The sequence below is a fragment of the Bartonella japonica genome (assembly GCF_040545385.1).
Taxonomy (GTDB): Bacteria; Pseudomonadota; Alphaproteobacteria; order Rhizobiales; family Rhizobiaceae; genus Bartonella; species Bartonella japonica.
Genome location: NZ_JBEPLT010000002.1, coordinates 65213 through 84389, shown reverse-complemented (window position 1 = coordinate 84389; position 19177 = coordinate 65213). Strand labels below are relative to the sequence as shown.

The following is a 19177-nucleotide window of genomic DNA, read 5'->3' as shown; positions in this document are numbered from 1 at the left end:
GATCATTATTGATACAACATAAATATTATTATAAATGTCATTGTTGATGCAGCATAACGGTGGAATACGTGAATATGCTCATTGTTTTATGTAAATTTTCTGTGACTCATGATTTTGAATATTAAATTTTCTTTGAAAAACAAAATACTATAGACGCGCTTTTTATATCCATCTAAAAAACAAGAAAGTTTTATAAATATAAAATTGTGATCGCAGTTATCTGATGATTTTATGAATCTATTTATTAAAAACGTATCTGCTTATCACTTCTGACAAATAAACTCTTGCTTTACCCAAATTTGAAAATAAAGAGCATATTTTTACCGGCTTCATTATTATTACATCCTTAACGAATTATCCCTTCACGCAAAAAAGAATGCCTTTATATTGCTCCTTCACGTATTTTCTTTAAAAGAAATATCTCTCTTTTTTTAAATGTCCTACTTCGTAAGAACCTGTGAAGACGATACGAAAAATCTATTGCACACCCGCATTTTTACTCATACAAAAACACAAGCTAGCACCACCATTTTATTCTCCAGCTCAAAATACTATGACATCTCTTGCATTGATATGGGTCATAAAAAGTATTTTTGTTCTTTTCTGCAATATTTTTTCCTACCAGCTAATCTCACTTATGAAAGGCAAAGTTTTTATGATTCATCACAAAAAGAATTTAAAATGAAAGATGCTCACGATACTCAAGTTTTTATCGACATGATAAAAAAATGAATTATATTTGTAAATCAACATCTTATCTTTATAGAAGAATACTATAAATCTCTCCTATTGTGCTCTCCACACACTTGAATAATGCTATAAATCAAAGACTCATTTCATCTACAAGCTGTTCCTATTGCCATTAAAGATGGAAGATTAACTCCCTTAGACAAAGTAACTATTCGAATTATTTATCATCATAATAAGAAAAGTATCTCACGCAATTAAATCCTACTGGAAACATATGCAGTTAGATAAAATTCTTACCCACAATCAATAAATGCAGAGTACCGTAGAAATAAATACATCCGTCCGCACAAGAAATGAACGCACACTCATACTACTGTAGTGCAACCCGATTCGTGATCACCAAACGCAAACCCAATGGACTTCTGTAACGAAGCAAAAAGCGCTTTTGTTTAGAATGTGATGTCGTGGAAAAAAATTGACGTAAATCAGAACGATCTTTGACAACTATAATACGATTGTCTTCATTGATCATAAGCATAGGAAGGTTATAAATATCCGCCCATAATCTCCAATCCAGAAGCACATTATTCAAATCTCTAGAAACTAAAAGCGGAATGCAAGCTTCCTCATCTTCATGAAGCAACTCTAACGCAACAGCTCTCTCTCCTGAATGCGTCTTTACAGTACGTGCTACAATTCCTCTGAAATGATAAGATGGCATTAAACGTGATAAGCTTGAGAGCGTATCTGTTTTAAAAAAAACACCACGCTCACTTAACGAACACACTATTTTATTGCCCGTTTTTGATGAAAAATATGTTGTTGTTTGTGGCAAATGACACGGATTTAACCGAAACTCAAGCACCGCTTTTGCCTGATTAAAGCATTGATTAGCCATACACAGTGTCCCAATTTATTTTTAATCTCTACACCCTTTAACAGCTTTTCCTCATCGAATTATTAAAAGATTGAATAAAAAACAACTGGTTTCTTTTTTGGTTATTGAAATCTAAACAAAAATACATGACAAAATTCATCTCTGTTGAATTATAATATTTTTCCAGGATTCATAATCCCTAAAGGATCGAATATTTTCTTAATCTCTTGCATAATATCCAATGCCACAGCTGATTTGAAAGTGTGAAGTTCCTCACGTTTCAGTTGACCGATTCCATGCTCAGCGGAAAATGCACCTTGATAATGCATCACTAAACGATGAATGCTACGACTGATTCGTGACCATAACTGCAAAAATACAGACGAATCAGCTCCGATAGGCTGCGTAATGTTGTAGTGTAAATTTCCATCTCCCATATGACCAAAGCAAACTATCCGCGCACCTGGAATAATATCTTCAACAATATGTGCTGCTTCAGCAATAAAATTAGGAATAGAAGCAATGGGCACTGCAATATCATGTTTAATAGACCCTCCTGCTAGCTTCTGTGCAGGTGATATACTTTCACGCAATTGCCAAAAAAAATCTTGCTGCTTTAAGGATTGCGCAACAACTGCATCTTCTATCACAGCTTCCTTTAAAGATTTTTCCAGAATAATACTAAGCACTGATAACGCATCATCCTCATCCTGTAATGATGAAATATCAATTAGTACATACCATTCATGCTGCTGTTCAAGAGGAGACCTTTCACACTTCTTATAGTCTAAAGCCATTTTCAAGCTAAGTTGTCCCATGAGCTCAAAGCCCGTCAATTTTCCACCTCCATGGCATTGAGCAATAGAAAAAAATTCCAGAGCCTTAGCTGGACTACATAAACCGACCAAAGCAACTGCTTTTCCTTTAACCTTTGGAAAAAGCTTTAAAACTGCTGCTGTTATGACTCCTAAAGTGCCTTCAGCACCAATAAAAAGATTTTTCAAATCGTAACCGCTATTATCTTTTTTTACAAAACGTAAATCATCTAAAATACGCCCATCAGGCAAAACAACTTCCAAACCAAGACAAAGCTCCCGCATATTACCATAAGATAAAACCGCTGTCCCTCCAGCGTTAGATGAAAGATTTCCTCCTATCTGACAAGAACCCTCTGAAGCCAAAGAAAGAGGGAAAAGACGATCTGATTCATCTGCTTTTTTCTGTAAATCTTTCAAAATAACACCAGCCTCCACAACAGCAAAATTACCCTCAAGATTCATGCATCTAATTTTGTTCAATCGTTTAGTGGATAAAAGAACGGCATTTCCACTCTCATCTGGCTGTTGACCACCTACAAGACCTGTATTCCCTCCCTGTGGTACAATTGGTGTGCGTGTTTGACTTGCTAACCGCATAATTGACGATATCTGTTCAGTAGAAGATGGTTGTAAAAGTAATGGTGTTCTTCCATGAAACTGTCCACGTTCTTCAAGCAAATAAGGTGCAATCAATGCCTGATCTGTTATAGCGTACGCCGTACCAACAATTTTTCTAAAACTTTCAATTAATTCCTGCTCCATCGTCATTCCTCCTTTGGAGCTGCCGCACGTATGAGACGATCATTAATAGCCTCTCCCAATCCATATTGAGGAATAGGTTCTACTGCGATAGATCTGACGTTCAATGAATCCAATTGCCTCATATATTGAAATAAGCGAGAAGCAGCCTCTTCTAACTGTCCATTCTCACTGAGATTTAAAACAGAAATAGCATTTTCAATCCCTGTAATGCGTTTTTTCCCAAAGGCTAAAAGTGCTTCACCACTTTCCACTTTTTGTACATTCAAACGAAGTGCAGCATTAGGTGCATAATGCGATTTTAACATACCTGGTGCTTCAATTGCAGCCCTCTGATCTATCCGTTTCAGAGATTGTTCTGCAACCTTTTCAATTTCTTCAGCCGCAAGCCCGCCAGGACGCAAAAGATAAATATTCCTACCACAAACTTTGATAATCGTTGATTCAAGCCCTATTTTACAAGGTCCTCCATCAAGTATCAAAGGAACAGACGTTCCTAAAGATTCCAAAACAGCTTCAGCCGAAGTAGGACTAAGACGTCCCGATTGATTTGCACTAGGAGCAGCAAGAGGTCGACCAAAACATTGTACAACCTCTGCAAAACAACTATTGGGAAAACGGACAGCTAACGTATTCAAACCAGAAGTGGTTAAAGGATGGATATTATGCTGTTCCTTTAAAGGGAGAATAAATGTCAAGGGGCCTGGCCAAAATGCCTCCATTAATCGGTATGAAAGAGAATCAATTTCAACGTAGCGTTCCGCCATAATGATGCTGCTTACATGCACAATAAGAGGATTAAATTGAGGACGCCTCTTTGTAGAGAAAATAGAGGATACGGCTTTCCCATTGGTTGCATCACCCGCCAAACCGTAAACGGTTTCTGTCGGCAGTGCTACTAACTTCCCCTGTTCAAGAAGTGCGATTGCCTCTCTTATCGAAGCACTTTTGAAAGGAAGAATTGTCATGATAAATCATCCCTATAGTGCTCTTTGAGTGGTGCAAAACTATAACGATGTAATCCTACAACTGGCCCGTATTTATCAAGAGCGATACGGTGTGCTAACGTTGCATAACCTACATGCTTTTCTAAGCCATAATCTTTATAAACCTGCCCAGCACATTCCATCATTCGATCCCGCGTTACTTTGGCAATAATAGATGCTGCCGCAATTGAAACCGAACGTTGATCACCTTTAATCAAAGCAGTTGCCGGACATGATAGCCCAAAAGGAATATCACGTCCATCAACCAATACATAGTGAGCTGGAATTGCCAGTCCTGTAATACAGCGACACATTGCTTCTAAAGTTGCTTTTCTAATATTAGACTGATCGATCGTACGCGCACAAAGACTAGCAAGCGAAATTGCTAATGCACTTCGCAAAATTTCACCATAAAGTTCATTACGTCGTTGGATTGAGAGTTTTTTTGAATCGTTCAGCCCTTCAGGGATACGATCTTTATCCAAAATAACGGCTGCTGTGACAACAGGTCCAGCAAGAGGCCCACGTCCTACTTCATCAACACCCGCTATATTTAAAAAACCTTGTTTCTGTAAATCCAATTCACATGCAAAATCTGGCTGAAGTGATAAATTAAACATTTTTGATAAATCGCACATACAATGAAAAATACACTTAATTTCTCTGACCGTCTCTTCCCTGCAAACCCTATCATAAAAATAACCTATTAAAATTCTAGTGAATTTTTGCACAAGCACAAAAACAAAAGAACCAAGTTATAGAGTATTTCGCACTGCTATCTTTTTTCTCTGCTAAAATGTTATCCTTGTATGTGTGCATTTGATCTAAAAAATACAGAAAACACCTAATAGTATCCTTTAATATCTCCATTGCACATGATAGAATTGTTATCAAATAGAATTTTATACTTTATATGTTTCTTTATCAAATCTTTCCTAAAGTCATAAGAGGCTTTACAAACCAACTTGGATGCATTGATTTAATAAAAAGAGCCGCCTCTCTCGCTGCTTGTTGATCTTTAAAAATACCAAAACAAGTCGCTCCTGTCCCAGACATACGGGAAAAAAGAGAACCACATTCATCTAATGTAGATAAGACTTCAGTTAATTGAGGTGCAATTTTTAATGCGGGAGCAAAGAGATCATTCCGCGTTTCTTTTAAAGCTTCCACCAAAGAATCAACCGTCTTCAACGCTGCCGTATCAATTTTTAAAGAAGGATGATCACGCTTCTCCAAAGCCTTAAAAACAGCTCTTGTTTCAATCTGTTGTCCATGATTCACCAATACTATCGCAAGAGAACAAGCCTCTTTTAGTCGTATCATATCTTGACCAATTCCTTTCACCAAAAGCGGCTGCTGATATTCCAATGCAAAAAGACACATCGGCACATCAGCTCCAAGCACCAAGCTCATCTTCGCTAATGTCTCGCAAGAACAATCAATATCCCACTGTCGACGCAATATACTCAAAACAGCAGCAGCATCACCTGAACCACCACCAATACCTGAAGCGATAGGCAATGTCTTAACAAGTTGAAAGAAAGCAGGCTTAGCACTTTTAGGAAATGACTTTTGCATAAAATCACGTGCATGAATAACCAAATTGTTTGTGTCAGAAACAAACCCTTTCGAAAATGGACCCGTTAAAATAAAATGGTCACGTTCACAAGGCGCATAGCTTAGACAATCACCGCTGAGACTAAAATATACTAAACTTTCTATTAAATGATAATCATCCGCACACTGCCCTACAACGTGCAAAGCTAAATTTAACTTAACAGGTGTAAATACGCGAGAATGCTCTTTGAATGAAGCTTGTACTTCTGAGGTCATCTGACGTAATATTCACCTGTACAGGGATCTTTTATTAATGTGCTCCTTTTGCCCATATGTTTCTTAGCTTTTGGATGATACATATCTTGTAATCTTTTCCTAAACACACAATGAGCATAGAGAGCTATCATACACAATAAACTGAATGCAACCATCCGTATCATTTTAAGCTTTTTCCTTCTCACAACAGTTTTTAGATAAAATTATCCACTCTATTGAATATCTATCAAACTATACGATCAATCACAAACCATAACGTCGCCAAAGTGAACGCTCTTCTGCTACCATAAATGCACTATCAACTGCCGTATAAACCGCCTGAGCAGTAACTCCTGAAGGAACTTTAGGTCCTAAAAGACCTTTTGAAGGTGCAATTAATCGAAGCTTTATATCCTCCCCAAACCGTTCCTTCAGAACAGAGAACACATCACTCAATCCATCGATAAGACCAAGTTCAACACCTTTCTTTCCACTCCAAAACATTCCTGTAAAAATATCCGAGTCATCTGATAATTTTGCTGCACGACGCTCTTTAACTAAATCAATAAAAGTTTGGTGGACTCCCAGCTGTAGAGATTTCAAATGCTCAACATCTGCCTTCTTTTCAGGCTGAAATGGATCTAATGTAGCCTTGTTTTTTCCTGCTGTGTAAACACGCCGCTCAACACCAATTTTCTTCAAAAGCTCCGGAAATCCAAAGGATGCTGAAACAACTCCTATAGAACCAACAATTGAAGAAGGATCAGCAAAAATCTCATCCCCAGCACAAGCGATCATATAGCCACCAGACGCGGCTACATCTTCAATAAACACAAAAACCTGTTTATTTTTTTCTTTTGCCAAATCACGAATACGCTTAAAGATAAGATGAGATTGCACAGGTGAACCACCAGGAGAATTGACAATAAGCGCCACAGCCGGTGCTTTTTTGTACGCAAAAGCCTTTTCCAAAAGATTTGCACATTTAGCTAATGAAAGCGTACACGCTACCGGCGAAGCCGAAGCCATAATTGTTCCATGAAGGCGTACAACAGGAATTTCAAGTTTATTGGAATAAAAACGACTTGGAATAAGATTTTTGATAACGTTCATCAAAACGAAATCTCCTTATTAAAATAACTCAAATAAGCAAGAGCAACAGAAAGGCAAAACGCTATAACATCCAAAACCATCAATCAACCCCCATATTACAATCAAAAATAAAATTTCAGACAAAATTACACTCCTTCCTTAAGAAACAAAATTTTATTCTGAGTTTTAATAATAAACTGGAAAATATAAAACATCACTTTAAAGATTCCCAAAAGCTTATACATCCATTATTGATGGCATCAATCCTCGGTGAAAAAGCATGACCATCACTCTCATGCATAACCAATGCCGGTAATACGGATAAAGCCGCTTTACTTCCTCGTCTTGCATAAAATAAAATACGAATTGCCACTGTTGTAGAGCGTGCATGAACTGGTATGATACAAATACCACCAAAGCGCCCTTCTAAAGCATGTAAGATATCATTCAGCGATTGCGGACGTGCAATGAGCCCCAAATATCCGCCCGGCTTAACGATTGCTGCTGCACTCCGCAACCAATGATCAAACATCCCTTCAGGCATAACATGCGCCTCAGACTTTTGTTTATCAGGTGTTTTGCGATCCGCAGGATTGTTAAAAGGCGGATTCATAATTGCAAAATCAAAAGAGTTATCCGCCAACCCTGCTTTTAAACGATCCTTACCCTTCAAAGTAACATCTGCTTCCAGCAAAAAAATTCGTTCAGCAAGCTTTTTATTTTGTTTTAGCATGAGTGTTTTATGCGCGTAAGATGCCATAAAAGCTGATCGTTCAACCAATGTCACATGAGCTTTTAGACAACGCGAAGCAACTGCCAACCCTGCCGCACCTGCACCTGCACCTAGATCAACAACTTTTCCCTTTAAATTATTGGGAACAAGACTGGCTAATAACATAGCATCCATACCAGAACGATGACCCTGTTTACGTGGCTGAACCAAATAAAACTTCCCACGATGAAAACTATCAATTGTTTCATCATTCTGATTCGTCATTTCATCCATTTAAAGCCTAATGTTTATCTTGATAAACTGCTCTTTTCCCTATTCATTGTTCTTAAAACAAAGTTTTCGCAATTTTCTTATCATTTCCTAACAACCACATTACACAAGCTTTTAAAAATATTCCTTGCCAATATCAACAATAACTTCCACTTTAAAGCCGCATCAAAAGCTTGTATCAAAACAAAACCCCCTTTATGCTACTGGATAAAATAAAATTCGTCTCTATCCATTGCAAAATTTCAGGAGTAACCACATTGAATGCTGCCACAAAACCGGATCAAATAAGACATAATCAAATGCCTCTTCAATCCCTCATCAGTTTCACACAAAGTGATATGGATCGTGTCAATCAGTTGATTCTCTCTATGGCAAAATCAGAGGTTGAGATGATCCCTGAAATTTCTAACCATCTTATTTCATCAGGTGGAAAACGGTTGCGCCCAATGATTACATTAGCTTCCGCTCGTATGTTTGATTATCAAAGTGATGGACATATACAACTCGCAACAGCTGTTGAGTTTATGCATACAGCAACCTTATTGCATGATGATGTAATTGATGAGAGTCATTTACGACACGGAAAATCTACTGCACGAATGATTTGGGGAAACCAAGCAAGCATACTTGTTGGTGATTTTCTCTTGGGACAAGCTTTTAAAATGATGGTCGATGTTGGTTCTATAGAAGCACTCTCTGTCTTAGCAAATGCTGCTGCAATCATTGCTGAGGGAGAAGTTATGCAACTTTCTACCGCAAAAAATATAGAAACCAGTACTTCAGATTATCTCAAAGTCATCAACGCAAAAACAGCAGCACTGTTTTCAGCTGCCGCTGAAATCGGCCCCATTCTTGCTGGTCGTAAAAATAAAGAACGCTCTGCATTGCGTGAATATGGAACATTTCTAGGATTGGCTTTCCAATTGGTTGATGATGTACTTGACTATGGTGGTACTACTCAATATTTGGGGAAAAATATAGGGGATGATTTTAGGGAAGGTAAAATCACAATGCCGGTTATCCTTGCATATGCACGTAGTAATACGGTAGAAAAAGCATTCTGGAAACAAGCTCTTGAAAATGGTAATAACAATGAGGAAGCTTTTGCTCACGCACAACATTTAATAGAAAAATATGATAGTCTTACAGATACTATAGAACAAGCACGCATTTATGGGCAACGTGCAACCAATGCTCTTGCTACAATGGATAAAAATCCTGCTCACAATGCCCTTATCAAGACTGTTGATTTTTGTATCGCGCGTGTAAATTGATAATTTGCAAAAATTCAATATTTTTCAATAAAGTAATAGGATATGATTTATAAACTATACAGTCAATTGATTATCTTGAAAAGGATTAGCTCTATGTGCAGTGCAACGGTATCCCGCTTTTTTACTCTTTTTATCGCGGGTATCATACTGATGCCATCAGCTGCCTACAGCAAAATAAATACCGCGATAAATACAACCTCATTTACAGGTGCATATCTCGCTGGAAAGGCCGCGAATCATGAAAACAAAACAGATCTTGCCATCGATTATTTTAAACAAGCACTCACTTATAAGCCTGATAACATTGAAATACAAAAAGATCTCCTTGAAGCTATGCTCTTCATCGGAAACTTTAGAGAAGCTATTCAACAAGCAAAAAAGCTAAAAAAACAAGGTATCATAACCCCTTTTGTTTCCCTCACATTGTCAATAGAAAGCCTCATTACGAAAGACTATAAAAATGCCAAGCTTCTTTTGCAATTAAAAGCTCCCCCTGAACTCAATAATCCAGTCATTGAACTCATCGGTGCTTGGATCACATTCGGGTCTGGACAGAGATCTCAAGCAATCGCTAATCTTGAAAAGATCAAAGGACCTGCCTGGTATAACCTTTTTATACATTATCATCTCGCACTTATGAATGACCTAGCAAACCGTACAAAAGATGCAAAAAAATATTTTACTCAAGCACTCAGTAATAAGCAGGGAGCTCTTATGGCCCCCAATACCTATGAACGTGTTGTCCTAGCATACGCCTCATTCCAATTGCGTCATAACATGCGCAATCAAGCTATTCAAACGATTAAGCACGGCGAACAAATGTTGTCAGGCCGAGAAGTCCTCAAAAATGTCCGAGAAAAAATCGAAAAAAGTGCTTTCTTAGAAAGGTTTGTTAAAACACCTCAACAGGGGGTAGGCGAAGTATTATACGGCTTTGGAACAACTCTAGATCACAAAAACTCTGGACGCATTGCACGCATTTTCAAACAATTATCTTTAGCTTTGTATCCTCAAAATGATGCAACACTGTTTCAACTCGCACATATTTCTGCCAAATTAGGTGCTCCTCACCAAGCAATTAAACTTTATTACGCCTTATCACCGAAGTCACCTTATTATAAAGATGGACAACTTCAGCTTGCATTCCTTCTTGCAAATAACAATAATTACAATGAAGCTATCAAATTACTTACATCATTAAAGAAAAAATTTCCTTATGATCGTTACATTTTGACAACGCTTGTCTCTTTTTATATGCAAGATAAAAAGTTTTTCGAAGCCACTCAAACCCTGAATCAAGCTATTGCACAGATTAAAAATTTTCAACGCGATGATTGGAAACTCTTTTATCAGCGCGGTATCGCTTTCGAACGTTTAGATCAATGGACAAAAGCTGAGGTTGACCTGCGAAAAGCACTTGATTTTTTTCCTGATCAACCACAAGTCCTTAATTATCTAGGCTATTCACTTGTTGAGCGTAATCAAAAACTTGAAGAATCGCTCCATATGCTACAAAAAGCCTCTTCGCTACAACCGCAAAATAGTTACATTCTAGATTCTCTCGGATGGAATTATTACAAGCTTAAACAATATAATAAAGCTGTTCAAATACTAGAAAATGCCGTCAAACTTCAACCTGGAGATCCAACATTAAATGATCATTTAGGCGATGCTTATTGGCAAGTTGGACGCAAACGTGAAGCAATATTTCAGTGGAATCATGCAATTGATGGAAAAGCAAAGGACTCTAAAAGTATAGAGAAAAAATTAAAATTTGGCTTGCGATAAATAACAATGCTTGACCATAAACACACGAAACAATAGACAAGTATAGAGGATAAAATTTCTTTAGTTGCTGCTTATTGATCAAACCTTAAAGAGTATAAAGCGTGAAACTGCCTGAACATCTCAATCCCAAACATTCTTTTCAGGGACTTATCTTAACTTTGCAAAATTATTGGGCGCATTATGGGTGTGCAATTTTGCAGCCTTACGATATGGAAGTCGGAGCTGGAACTTTTCATCCATCCACAACACTGCGTTCACTAGGACCTCGCCCTTGGAAAGTGGCTTATGTCCAACCTTCTCGACGCCCAACTGATGGACGATATGGTAAAAATCCAAATCGTTTACAGCACTATTATCAATTTCAAGTTCTCCTCAAACCCTCTCCTCCAAATTTACAAGAACTTTATATCAAGTCTTTACAAGCCATCGGACTTGATACAAAACTTCATGATATTCGCTTTGTTGAAGATGACTGGGAAAGTCCAACCCTTGGTGCTTGGGGACTTGGATGGGAGTGCTGGTGCGATGGAATGGAAATTTCTCAATTTACTTATTTTCAACAGGTTTGCGGCATTGAGTGTGCTCCAGTTTCAGGAGAACTTACCTACGGGCTTGAACGCCTAGCAATGTATATCCAAGGTGTTGATAATGTTTATGATCTTAACTTTAATGGTTTAGATGGAGAAAACAAGATAAGTTATAGAGATATTTTTTTACAAGCAGAACAGGAATATTCATACTATAATTTCGAATTTGCTGATACCAAGTTGCTACACCAACATTTTATTGATGCAGAACGTGAATGTATTGCACTCCTTGAAGCTGGAAAACCAAATAAAGAAAATGGCCCACATCTGTGTGTTTTTCCAGCCTATGACCAATGTATTAAAGCTAGTCATATTTTTAATCTTTTGCAAGCGCGTGGCGTTATTTCTGTAACTGAACGACAAAGTTATATTCTTCGCGTTCGCGATCTCGCACGCCGCTGTGGAGAAGCTTTCTTGCTTACAGAAGCTGGGCAAATGCACCCTAAAGGAGAAGCCTAATGTCTGATCTTCTTCTTGAACTTTTCAGTGAAGAAATCCCTGCGCGTATGCAACGAAAAGCTGCTGCAGACCTCAAAAAATCTGTTACCAATCAACTCGTAAATGCAGGATTGACATATAAAGCAGCTCGGGAATATTGGACTCCCCGTCGTCTCACACTAGATATCCGCGGTCTTTCTATACATTCAAAAGATATTCATATAGAGCGTAAAGGCCCTAGTACGAAATCACCACAACATGTGATTGATGGTTTTTTACGCTCAACAGGATTGCGCGATATTTCTGAAGCAGAGATTGCACATGATATGAAAAAAGGCGATTTTTATATCGCAAAAACCATCAAAAAAGGCCGAAATGCAGAAGAAATTATTGCTGATATTTTACCAGATATTATCCGTAACTTTCCATGGCCAAAATCTATGCGTTGGGGTAAAGATTCAGCCAAAAGTGGAGCTCTAAAATGGATACGCCCCTTGCAGAATATTCTCTGCATCTTTGGACCAGAAATTGGTGAAACTCAAGTTGTTCCATTTACTATTGGTTCTCTTACAAGCAACAATATTACCTATGGTCACCGCTTTTTAAGCGATGGAAAGCCACTTCAAATCCGCCGCTTTGATGACTATATTGCCAAACTTGAAACTCATAAAGTCATTCTTGATGCCGAAAGGCGAAAAAATATTATTTTAGCTGATGCTCAAAATCTCTGTTTTGCAAACGGTTTAGAACTTGTTCAAGACAGTGCTCTCTTAGAAGAAGTTGCAGGACTTGTTGAATGGCCTGTTGTACTTATGGGGAGTTTTGACCAATCTTTTCTTGATATCCCTCCTGAAATTATTCGCTTAACCATTCGGACACATCAAAAATATTTTGTAACCTGTAAACAGAGTGAAAAGATCAAGCTCTCTCATCATTTTGTACTCGTTTCTAATATGCTTGCAAGCGATGAAGGTAAAGAAATTTCTAAGGGAAATAGTAAAGTTGTTTGTGCTCGTCTTTCCGATGCACTCTATTTTTGGCAAACAGACCAACGTGATTTGCCCGATATCAAAAACTTAGAATCTTCTGTAAAAAAATTTGATCTTGATTTAAAGAAGCCTCTCGATCAAAGAATAGCACGACTTGATCATTTGAACGTAACTTTTCATGCAAAATTAGGGACTCAAGGTGAAAGAGTAGAACGTATCGCAACACTCGCACAAAAAATTGCCCATCTCATTCAAGCAGATCCTCTCTTAGCTAAACGTGCCGCAGTACTTGCGAAAGCTGATTTACAAACAGAAGTTGTAGGAGAGTTTCCTGAGCTACAAGGGATAATAGGACGAAAATATGCTCTTCTTCAAGGAGAAGATCCTCGCGTGGCTGAAGCAATCGAAGATCACTATAAGCCCCTAGGACCAACAGATCATACTCCAAAAGAACCTCTTGCCATAACAGTTGCACTTGCTGATAAAATTGATATGCTTGTTGGTTTTTGGCTCATTCATGAAAAACCAACCGGTTCAAAAGACCCCTATGCATTAAGACGAGCAGCATTGGGAGTTATTAGGATTATACTTTTGCATAATTGGCAGATCAATCTTATACCACTGTTTCGTCAGGCAACAAATCTTCTCTTGCAACAAAAAAATAAATGTGAAGAATCTCAAATAGAAAATACTCAGAATCTCCTTCCAGAAAAAACAGAGCATATTTTATCAGATCTGCTATCTTTTTTTCATGACCGTTTAAAAATCTACCTTAAAGAGGAAGGCGCTCGTCATGACGCTATTGAAGCAATCTTAAGCAAAAATTCTGATGATTTTTTATCAATTGCACACCGCGTCGAAGCAGTCATCTCTTTTATTAATAGAAGTGATGGAAGCCGTTTTTTAGCTGCTGTAAAACGTATTGTAAACATTCTTGAAAATGAATTTCAAAAAAATACAATAATAGAAAACGAAATTAATCCTGAACTCTTTATTGAAACAGAAGAAAAACAACTCTATCTATCAATCATTGAGGTAGAAAGTAAGGTTCGTGATCACATCAATACAGCAAATCTACCATACGCACTTGACACGCTAGCACCACTCGGAAAATTTATCGATGCATTTTTCGAAAAAGTATTCGTAAATGACAAAGATGCCAATATTCGCTCTAACCGCCTTGCTCTTCTCAAACGCGTTCACGCCCTTACACAAACAGTCGCTGATTTTTCAAAACTTATTATCTAAACTTAGCTCTTATTAGCTAATAGAAATAGAATTTCTCTATTCTCTCGTATTTTTATTATTGAATATAAAAAATACTATGTTCCCCAGCTTAAAGCATGAGACAATTTTAAGTCGTCTATAAAATTCATAACGTAAATAATGAAAAAACAGCATAAATTAATATTCTTAGTTTTAAATAATCTATTTACTTTAGAACCTATAATAAAAACTCCTAAATGCAATAAGCAAGAGATTAACCAAATTTCACAACAGAATGATTTTATAACAATCATACATCTTTCGAAAATACAAGAAACCTATTTTAACTAAATTTCGTCATGTTGATGGTCGATATAATCATTGTATGTATGAAAACAAATCATATAAAAATTGATATGCTAATATTGATTTCTAGAACTATTTTTTATTGAATAATAATATAATTGCTAGCACTTATAAAAATGCTTACGTATGTACATAAAGTGTGTATTTTACATACACATTATATGGTTGCATATCAGATTATTGTTATGATGCGCTTACAGTTTATGTTATTTGCGATCGTCTTCCTATTTTTGATTAAATTATGTATGCGCGAAATGAACTCTAATTTATTGAAAGAGTATAAAAATAAATATTTTATATATTCTTTTGTGTGGAATATGTTGATTTTCAAAAAAAATCTTCTTTGTTAATGACCTTATTAGCAGATATATTGTCTATTCTTCCCGTTTCCATTTTAGTATTACTACTACTGTAAAAAGTACCAAACTATTTAAACTTTTTAGGATTATTATAATCCTCAAATCAAGAATTGTAAGACACCTCTAAAGGGTAAAATGGTTTTCTCCATAGAGCTAGTCCCTCAGCAAGTATCCTAAATTTTTTATCAATGTCCGATTGAATCATAAAATTTATAAGAATTAATTAAAAATTTTTGTATTTTTTAAACAATAGCATATTGATTTATAATAATAAATTATCGTTTTACATATTAAATAAAAGTACAAACACACTTCTTATGAACTATTTCAATATAAGAACAGCCCTAATATTTTAAGATAATTAATAAATGAAGGTGAAATCTTATACCCTCAAGCTAAGATAGCAACACCCTGTAGAATCTTTCATTATAGCTTTCACAAAAAACACTGAAAGACAAGCTTAAGAGATGCCTCCTTATAAAGAATAACATCTAAAGAAAATTCCTCCATCTTGGAGAAAAACTACACTACTGAAAGATCCGTTCCTTAAGCATCTCGAAATGCTATTAATTAAGATATGCTTTCATTTTGTTAAGGGACTCATCACAAAGAGACTCTTTAACAAGTTCATTCGCTTTATCAGAATCCAATTCTTTTGCAATAAGCGTACGAGCAGTAGAAACCGCCAAATCAACAGCCGTTGAAGAAACCATCCGTATTGCATCAGCTTCTGCCTGAGCAATTTTTTGCTCTGCTAATTTATTGCGATTCTTTACATATTCTTCTGCTTTTACACGAGACTCAGCGATAATAGCTGCAACCTCATGTTTAGCTGCCGCAATAATCTCTTGCGCATCTTTCTCTGCTTCTGCATGTTTACGCTGATATTCAGCCAAAACTTCCTGCGCTTCTTCACGAAGGCGAAGAGCCTCATCAAGTTCATCCTTGATCCGTTTCGCTCGCGCATCAAGATATTGTACAGCCATTTGTGGAACTTTGAAATAAACCAAAAGAGCTAAAAAAAGAACTAATCCGACAAAAGCCCAAAAAGTATCCGTCATTCTTATATTCCTTAGTAATCCGCAACTTTAATAGCTAAACGAACTTCCTCTTTACTGATATTGACATCAATCAATTTTTTAACAATTTCAAGAGCCACTTCTTCAGCGATAGAACCAACATTTTGCATAGCTTTATCCCGAATTTTTGTTATTTGCTTTTCAGCATCTGTTAATTTTTTCTCTAAATTCTCTTCAATTTTCTTTCGTTCAAGCTCAGCTTTTTCTTTTAAATCTTCACTTGCCACTTGCGCTATAATATGAGCCTGCGAGCGAGCTTCTGCCAATTTTCGCTCGTAAATTTCAACCACAGTATCTGCTTCCTGCTTCATACGCATTGCCTGATCCAAATCAGATGCAATACGATCTCTACGTGTTTCAATAACACCACCAATACGCGGTACAATTACTCGAGAAATAAAGAAATAAAAAAGCCCGAAAGAAATTGCTAACCAAAAAAAATGCGAACCAAAATGCACAAAATCAAAAGGCGGGAACACACGATCTGCATGCCCTACCGCATCTTTTATATGTCCTACCGGAGTCTCAGTTGCCTGCGCATAAGCTCTAGAAATAAACATCTCTTTCATCCTTCAAACAACTTAATAAGGTCCCCTATAAAATCAATGATGATTGGCTAACTCTCTCTGCTAAAAGCTAAAAGGGCATACTTTCCTCTCATAAGAGAATCACCATACCCTTTTGAAGCTGATTAAACCGCAAAAAGAAGTAACAAAGCAACGAGCAATGAAAAAATACCCAAAGCTTCTGTCACAGCAAAACCAAAAACAAGACGACCAAACTGGCTATCGGCTGCTGACGGATTACGTAATGCACCCGAAAGGTAACTACCAAAAATGTTTCCAAGGCCTAAAGCCGTTCCTGCCATACCAAAACAAGCAAGACCAGCACCAATATACTTTGCTGCAAGCACTAATTCCATATTATTCTCCTTTAAAGCGAAATTGCACTATTCGACGGGAAACCGCCAATTTTATTAATGTCCTGGATGAACTGCATCATTAAGATACATACAAGTTAAAACCGTAAAGACGTAAGCTTGAAGAAATGCAACTAAAAACTCAAGAGCAGTAATCGCTACGGTCATGATAAGCGGTAAAATTGAACCGCCAACACCTATGATGCCTACCCCAATCATTGAAACAACAAAGCCAGAAAACACTTTGAGAGTAATATGACCAGCAAGCATATTCGCAAAAAGACGCAGAGAGAGACTGATAGGACGAGAGAGAAAAGAAATCACCTCAATCATCGTCACAAGAGGCAAAATCACAACAGGCACCCCGCTGGGAACGAACAGTTTCAAAAAACTGCCCCCATGCTTATAGAAACCATAGCCAATCACCGTCAAAATTACCAACATTGCCAATGAAAAGGTAATCATAATCTGAGAAGTAATCGTATAAAAATAAGGGAAAAGACCAATAAAATTAGCAACCAAAATAAAAGTAAATAGAGAAAAAACTAAAGGAAAAAATTGCATCCCCTGCACGCCAGCTGACTCTCGCAAAGTTGACGCTACAAATTCATACGCCATCTCTGAAAGAGATTGCACCCGTGTTGGAACTAATCCACGACTTGATGATGAGATAAAGAGAAAAACTGAAGTTACAACAACTGTAGCGACAATAAAAAATGATACATTTGTAAACGACAAATCCATATTTCCTATAGAAATATTAATCAGCCGTGAAACCTCAAACTGATGAACAGGATCTGGAGCGTACGATGTCACATCAACCTCATTTATCGAACCTTTTATTGGTTCCTTTGCCTTGGCGCAATACGCCTTTTTGCCCTAATTGACTGGGAGCAATATACCCCACAGACCGAAGAATACTTAATACACCAGCAGCAAATCCAAGAAAAAGAAAAAACACCAATCCCCATGGCAATGAACCTGCTATTTTATCAAACCCCAACCCCAAAACAACACCAACAATAATACTTGCTAGAAACTCACTAGAAAGCTTGACTGCACGTGCAAGCCCCCCTTGCTGTTCTCCCCCCCTCTTCTTATAACCTCGCTTCTTTAATGCCTCTTTACGCATTAAAGCCAAACCTAACTTTCGACTACGACATTCTAGATCCTCTGAATGAAAACAGTCCCCTTGCTTTTTCTCTTCAGCCTCTCTCTGTGGCACAATGGGTCCATCGCCCTTCGCCATAATCAGCTCCTTAGTCAAAAAGCAGAATAAAGACGTATCTCACAAAATTGTAAGCATCATATTGTTCCTGAATTTATTCGTCAAGACGCTAAAAGAAGTCTCTCACAATTTATCACATAAATAACGTATTTTCCCAATTTATACATTTCAATTACTCATGCATCTTAAAATAATCATCATCGCTTGCGTGATCATGCATTGCTGCCTTATTTTTAGCAAACTATTTCTGCTCTTCTTCTCAACTTTAGAAATATTCTCTCAATCTCAATTTTCCATTCCAAATTTTATCAAATGTTTAATACATGAGATTATGCGAGACCTTATTATGACTAAAAAATATGAATCAACCGATGAAATCAAACAAATGAAAAATAAGATTACAAAGCATATTATAAAGCTTTATCGCATCCTTACATGAAGAGATTTTGATGATATCAAGATTAGCAGCCTTGGGGAGGTATTAAAAATAAAAGCAATCTCTCTCATGAAGACAATTGTTGGGTTTATGATAATACATGTGTGTATGGTCTTGCACAGGTTTATAAAAATACAAAATATATCACTTTTCTCAAATTTATAGTCATGTCTATGCAATGCAAAGATCTCATATTATCCCAAGGCATAGGAGATACCTTTCTTATGACTATAAACCCATCATAAAAGAGAGAATTAAAAAGAAAGCTGTACCAATTGACGTAACACGGCTTTTAAATGATAACTAAATATGAACTAAACAATGGATTTCTAGTATACAAAATGTATCAATATCGCAAACTCTCTATTCTAGAGATGAAAAGTTATCAAAAGGAATGCAAATGATACATATGATTCTTTGCTATAAAATCGATCAATTATAGCGCCTTTATCTCTTATAGCATTTCTATCC

At 36.9% G+C, this 19177-nt stretch carries 16 protein-coding genes; 4 read left to right on the top strand and 12 right to left on the bottom strand.

Annotated elements, in window-relative coordinates; all coding sequences use genetic code 11:
• Positions 1-1060 precede the first annotated feature (1060 nt).
• From ABID39_RS01960 to ABID39_RS01930, 7 genes are all read right to left on the bottom strand, one after another.
• Positions 1061-1588 carry a DUF6101 family protein gene (locus ABID39_RS01960; RefSeq protein WP_354185515.1) on the bottom strand — a complete coding sequence of 176 codons (528 nt, stop codon included), beginning with the start codon at positions 1586-1588 and terminating at the stop codon, positions 1061-1063.
• A 149-nt stretch (positions 1589-1737) separates the two neighbouring features.
• The gene (locus tag ABID39_RS01955; RefSeq protein ID WP_354185513.1) at positions 1738-3147 is read right to left on the bottom strand and encodes an FAD-binding oxidoreductase; all 1410 of its coding nucleotides are present in this window, start codon (positions 3145-3147) and stop codon (positions 1738-1740) included.
• Between the two features lie 2 nt (positions 3148-3149).
• Positions 3150-4112, bottom strand: coding sequence for an L-threonylcarbamoyladenylate synthase (locus ABID39_RS01950; protein WP_354185510.1), 963 nt, complete (start codon positions 4110-4112; stop codon positions 3150-3152).
• Complete coding sequence (rnhB, locus tag ABID39_RS01945) at positions 4109-4768, bottom strand: ribonuclease HII (RefSeq protein ID WP_435521298.1); 660 nt, start codon at positions 4766-4768, stop codon at positions 4109-4111. The genes ABID39_RS01950 and rnhB overlap by 4 nt, the downstream gene beginning before the upstream one ends.
• A gap of 286 nt (positions 4769-5054) precedes the next feature.
• A complete protein-coding gene (locus tag ABID39_RS01940; protein WP_354185506.1) occupies positions 5055-5963 on the bottom strand; it encodes a 4-(cytidine 5'-diphospho)-2-C-methyl-D-erythritol kinase in 909 nt (302 codons plus the stop codon).
• A 243-nt stretch (positions 5964-6206) separates the two neighbouring features.
• Positions 6207-7055 carry a S49 family peptidase gene (locus ABID39_RS01935; protein WP_354185504.1) on the bottom strand — a complete coding sequence of 283 codons (849 nt, stop codon included), beginning with the start codon at positions 7053-7055 and terminating at the stop codon, positions 6207-6209.
• Between the two features lie 193 nt (positions 7056-7248).
• Positions 7249-8040, bottom strand: coding sequence for a tRNA1(Val) (adenine(37)-N6)-methyltransferase (locus ABID39_RS01930; protein WP_354185502.1), 792 nt, complete (start codon positions 8038-8040; stop codon positions 7249-7251).
• Positions 8041-8294: 254 nt separating this feature from the next.
• Between ABID39_RS01930 and ABID39_RS01925 the strand changes: the two genes are divergently transcribed.
• The 4 genes from ABID39_RS01925 to glyS all read left to right on the top strand — a co-directional run bounded on the left by ABID39_RS01925 (position 8295) and on the right by glyS (position 14361).
• Positions 8295-9311, top strand: coding sequence for a polyprenyl synthetase family protein (locus ABID39_RS01925; RefSeq protein ID WP_354185500.1), 1017 nt, complete (start codon positions 8295-8297; stop codon positions 9309-9311).
• Positions 9312-9404: 93 nt separating this feature from the next.
• Positions 9405-11099: a tetratricopeptide repeat protein gene (locus ABID39_RS01920; RefSeq protein ID WP_354185498.1), complete on the top strand. Its 1695-nt coding sequence runs from the start codon at positions 9405-9407 to the stop codon at positions 11097-11099.
• 101 nt (positions 11100-11200) lie between these two features.
• Entirely contained in the window at positions 11201-12145 is a 945-nt protein-coding gene (locus tag ABID39_RS01915) for a glycine--tRNA ligase subunit alpha (protein WP_354185496.1), read from the top strand.
• On the top strand, positions 12145-14361 hold the full coding sequence (gene glyS / locus ABID39_RS01910; protein ID WP_354185494.1) for a glycine--tRNA ligase subunit beta: 2217 nt from the start codon (positions 12145-12147) through the stop codon (positions 14359-14361). The genes ABID39_RS01915 and glyS overlap by 1 nt, the downstream gene beginning before the upstream one ends.
• Positions 14362-15610: 1249 nt before the next feature.
• Here the strand turns inward: glyS and ABID39_RS01905 are convergent.
• From ABID39_RS01905 to ABID39_RS01885, 5 genes are all read right to left on the bottom strand, one after another.
• Positions 15611-16105, bottom strand: coding sequence for a F0F1 ATP synthase subunit B (locus tag ABID39_RS01905; RefSeq protein WP_354185492.1), 495 nt, complete (start codon positions 16103-16105; stop codon positions 15611-15613).
• 11 nt (positions 16106-16116) lie between these two features.
• Positions 16117-16683, bottom strand: coding sequence for a F0F1 ATP synthase subunit B (locus ABID39_RS01900; protein ID WP_354185490.1), 567 nt, complete (start codon positions 16681-16683; stop codon positions 16117-16119).
• A 131-nt stretch (positions 16684-16814) separates the two neighbouring features.
• Positions 16815-17045, bottom strand: coding sequence for a F0F1 ATP synthase subunit C (locus ABID39_RS01895; RefSeq protein WP_004855165.1), 231 nt, complete (start codon positions 17043-17045; stop codon positions 16815-16817).
• A gap of 54 nt (positions 17046-17099) precedes the next feature.
• The gene (locus tag ABID39_RS01890) at positions 17100-17858 is read right to left on the bottom strand and encodes a F0F1 ATP synthase subunit A (protein WP_354185486.1); all 759 of its coding nucleotides are present in this window, start codon (positions 17856-17858) and stop codon (positions 17100-17102) included.
• A 7-nt stretch (positions 17859-17865) separates the two neighbouring features.
• Positions 17866-18291, bottom strand: coding sequence for an AtpZ/AtpI family protein (locus tag ABID39_RS01885; RefSeq protein ID WP_354185484.1), 426 nt, complete (start codon positions 18289-18291; stop codon positions 17866-17868).
• Between the last annotated feature and the right edge of the window lie 886 nt (positions 18292-19177).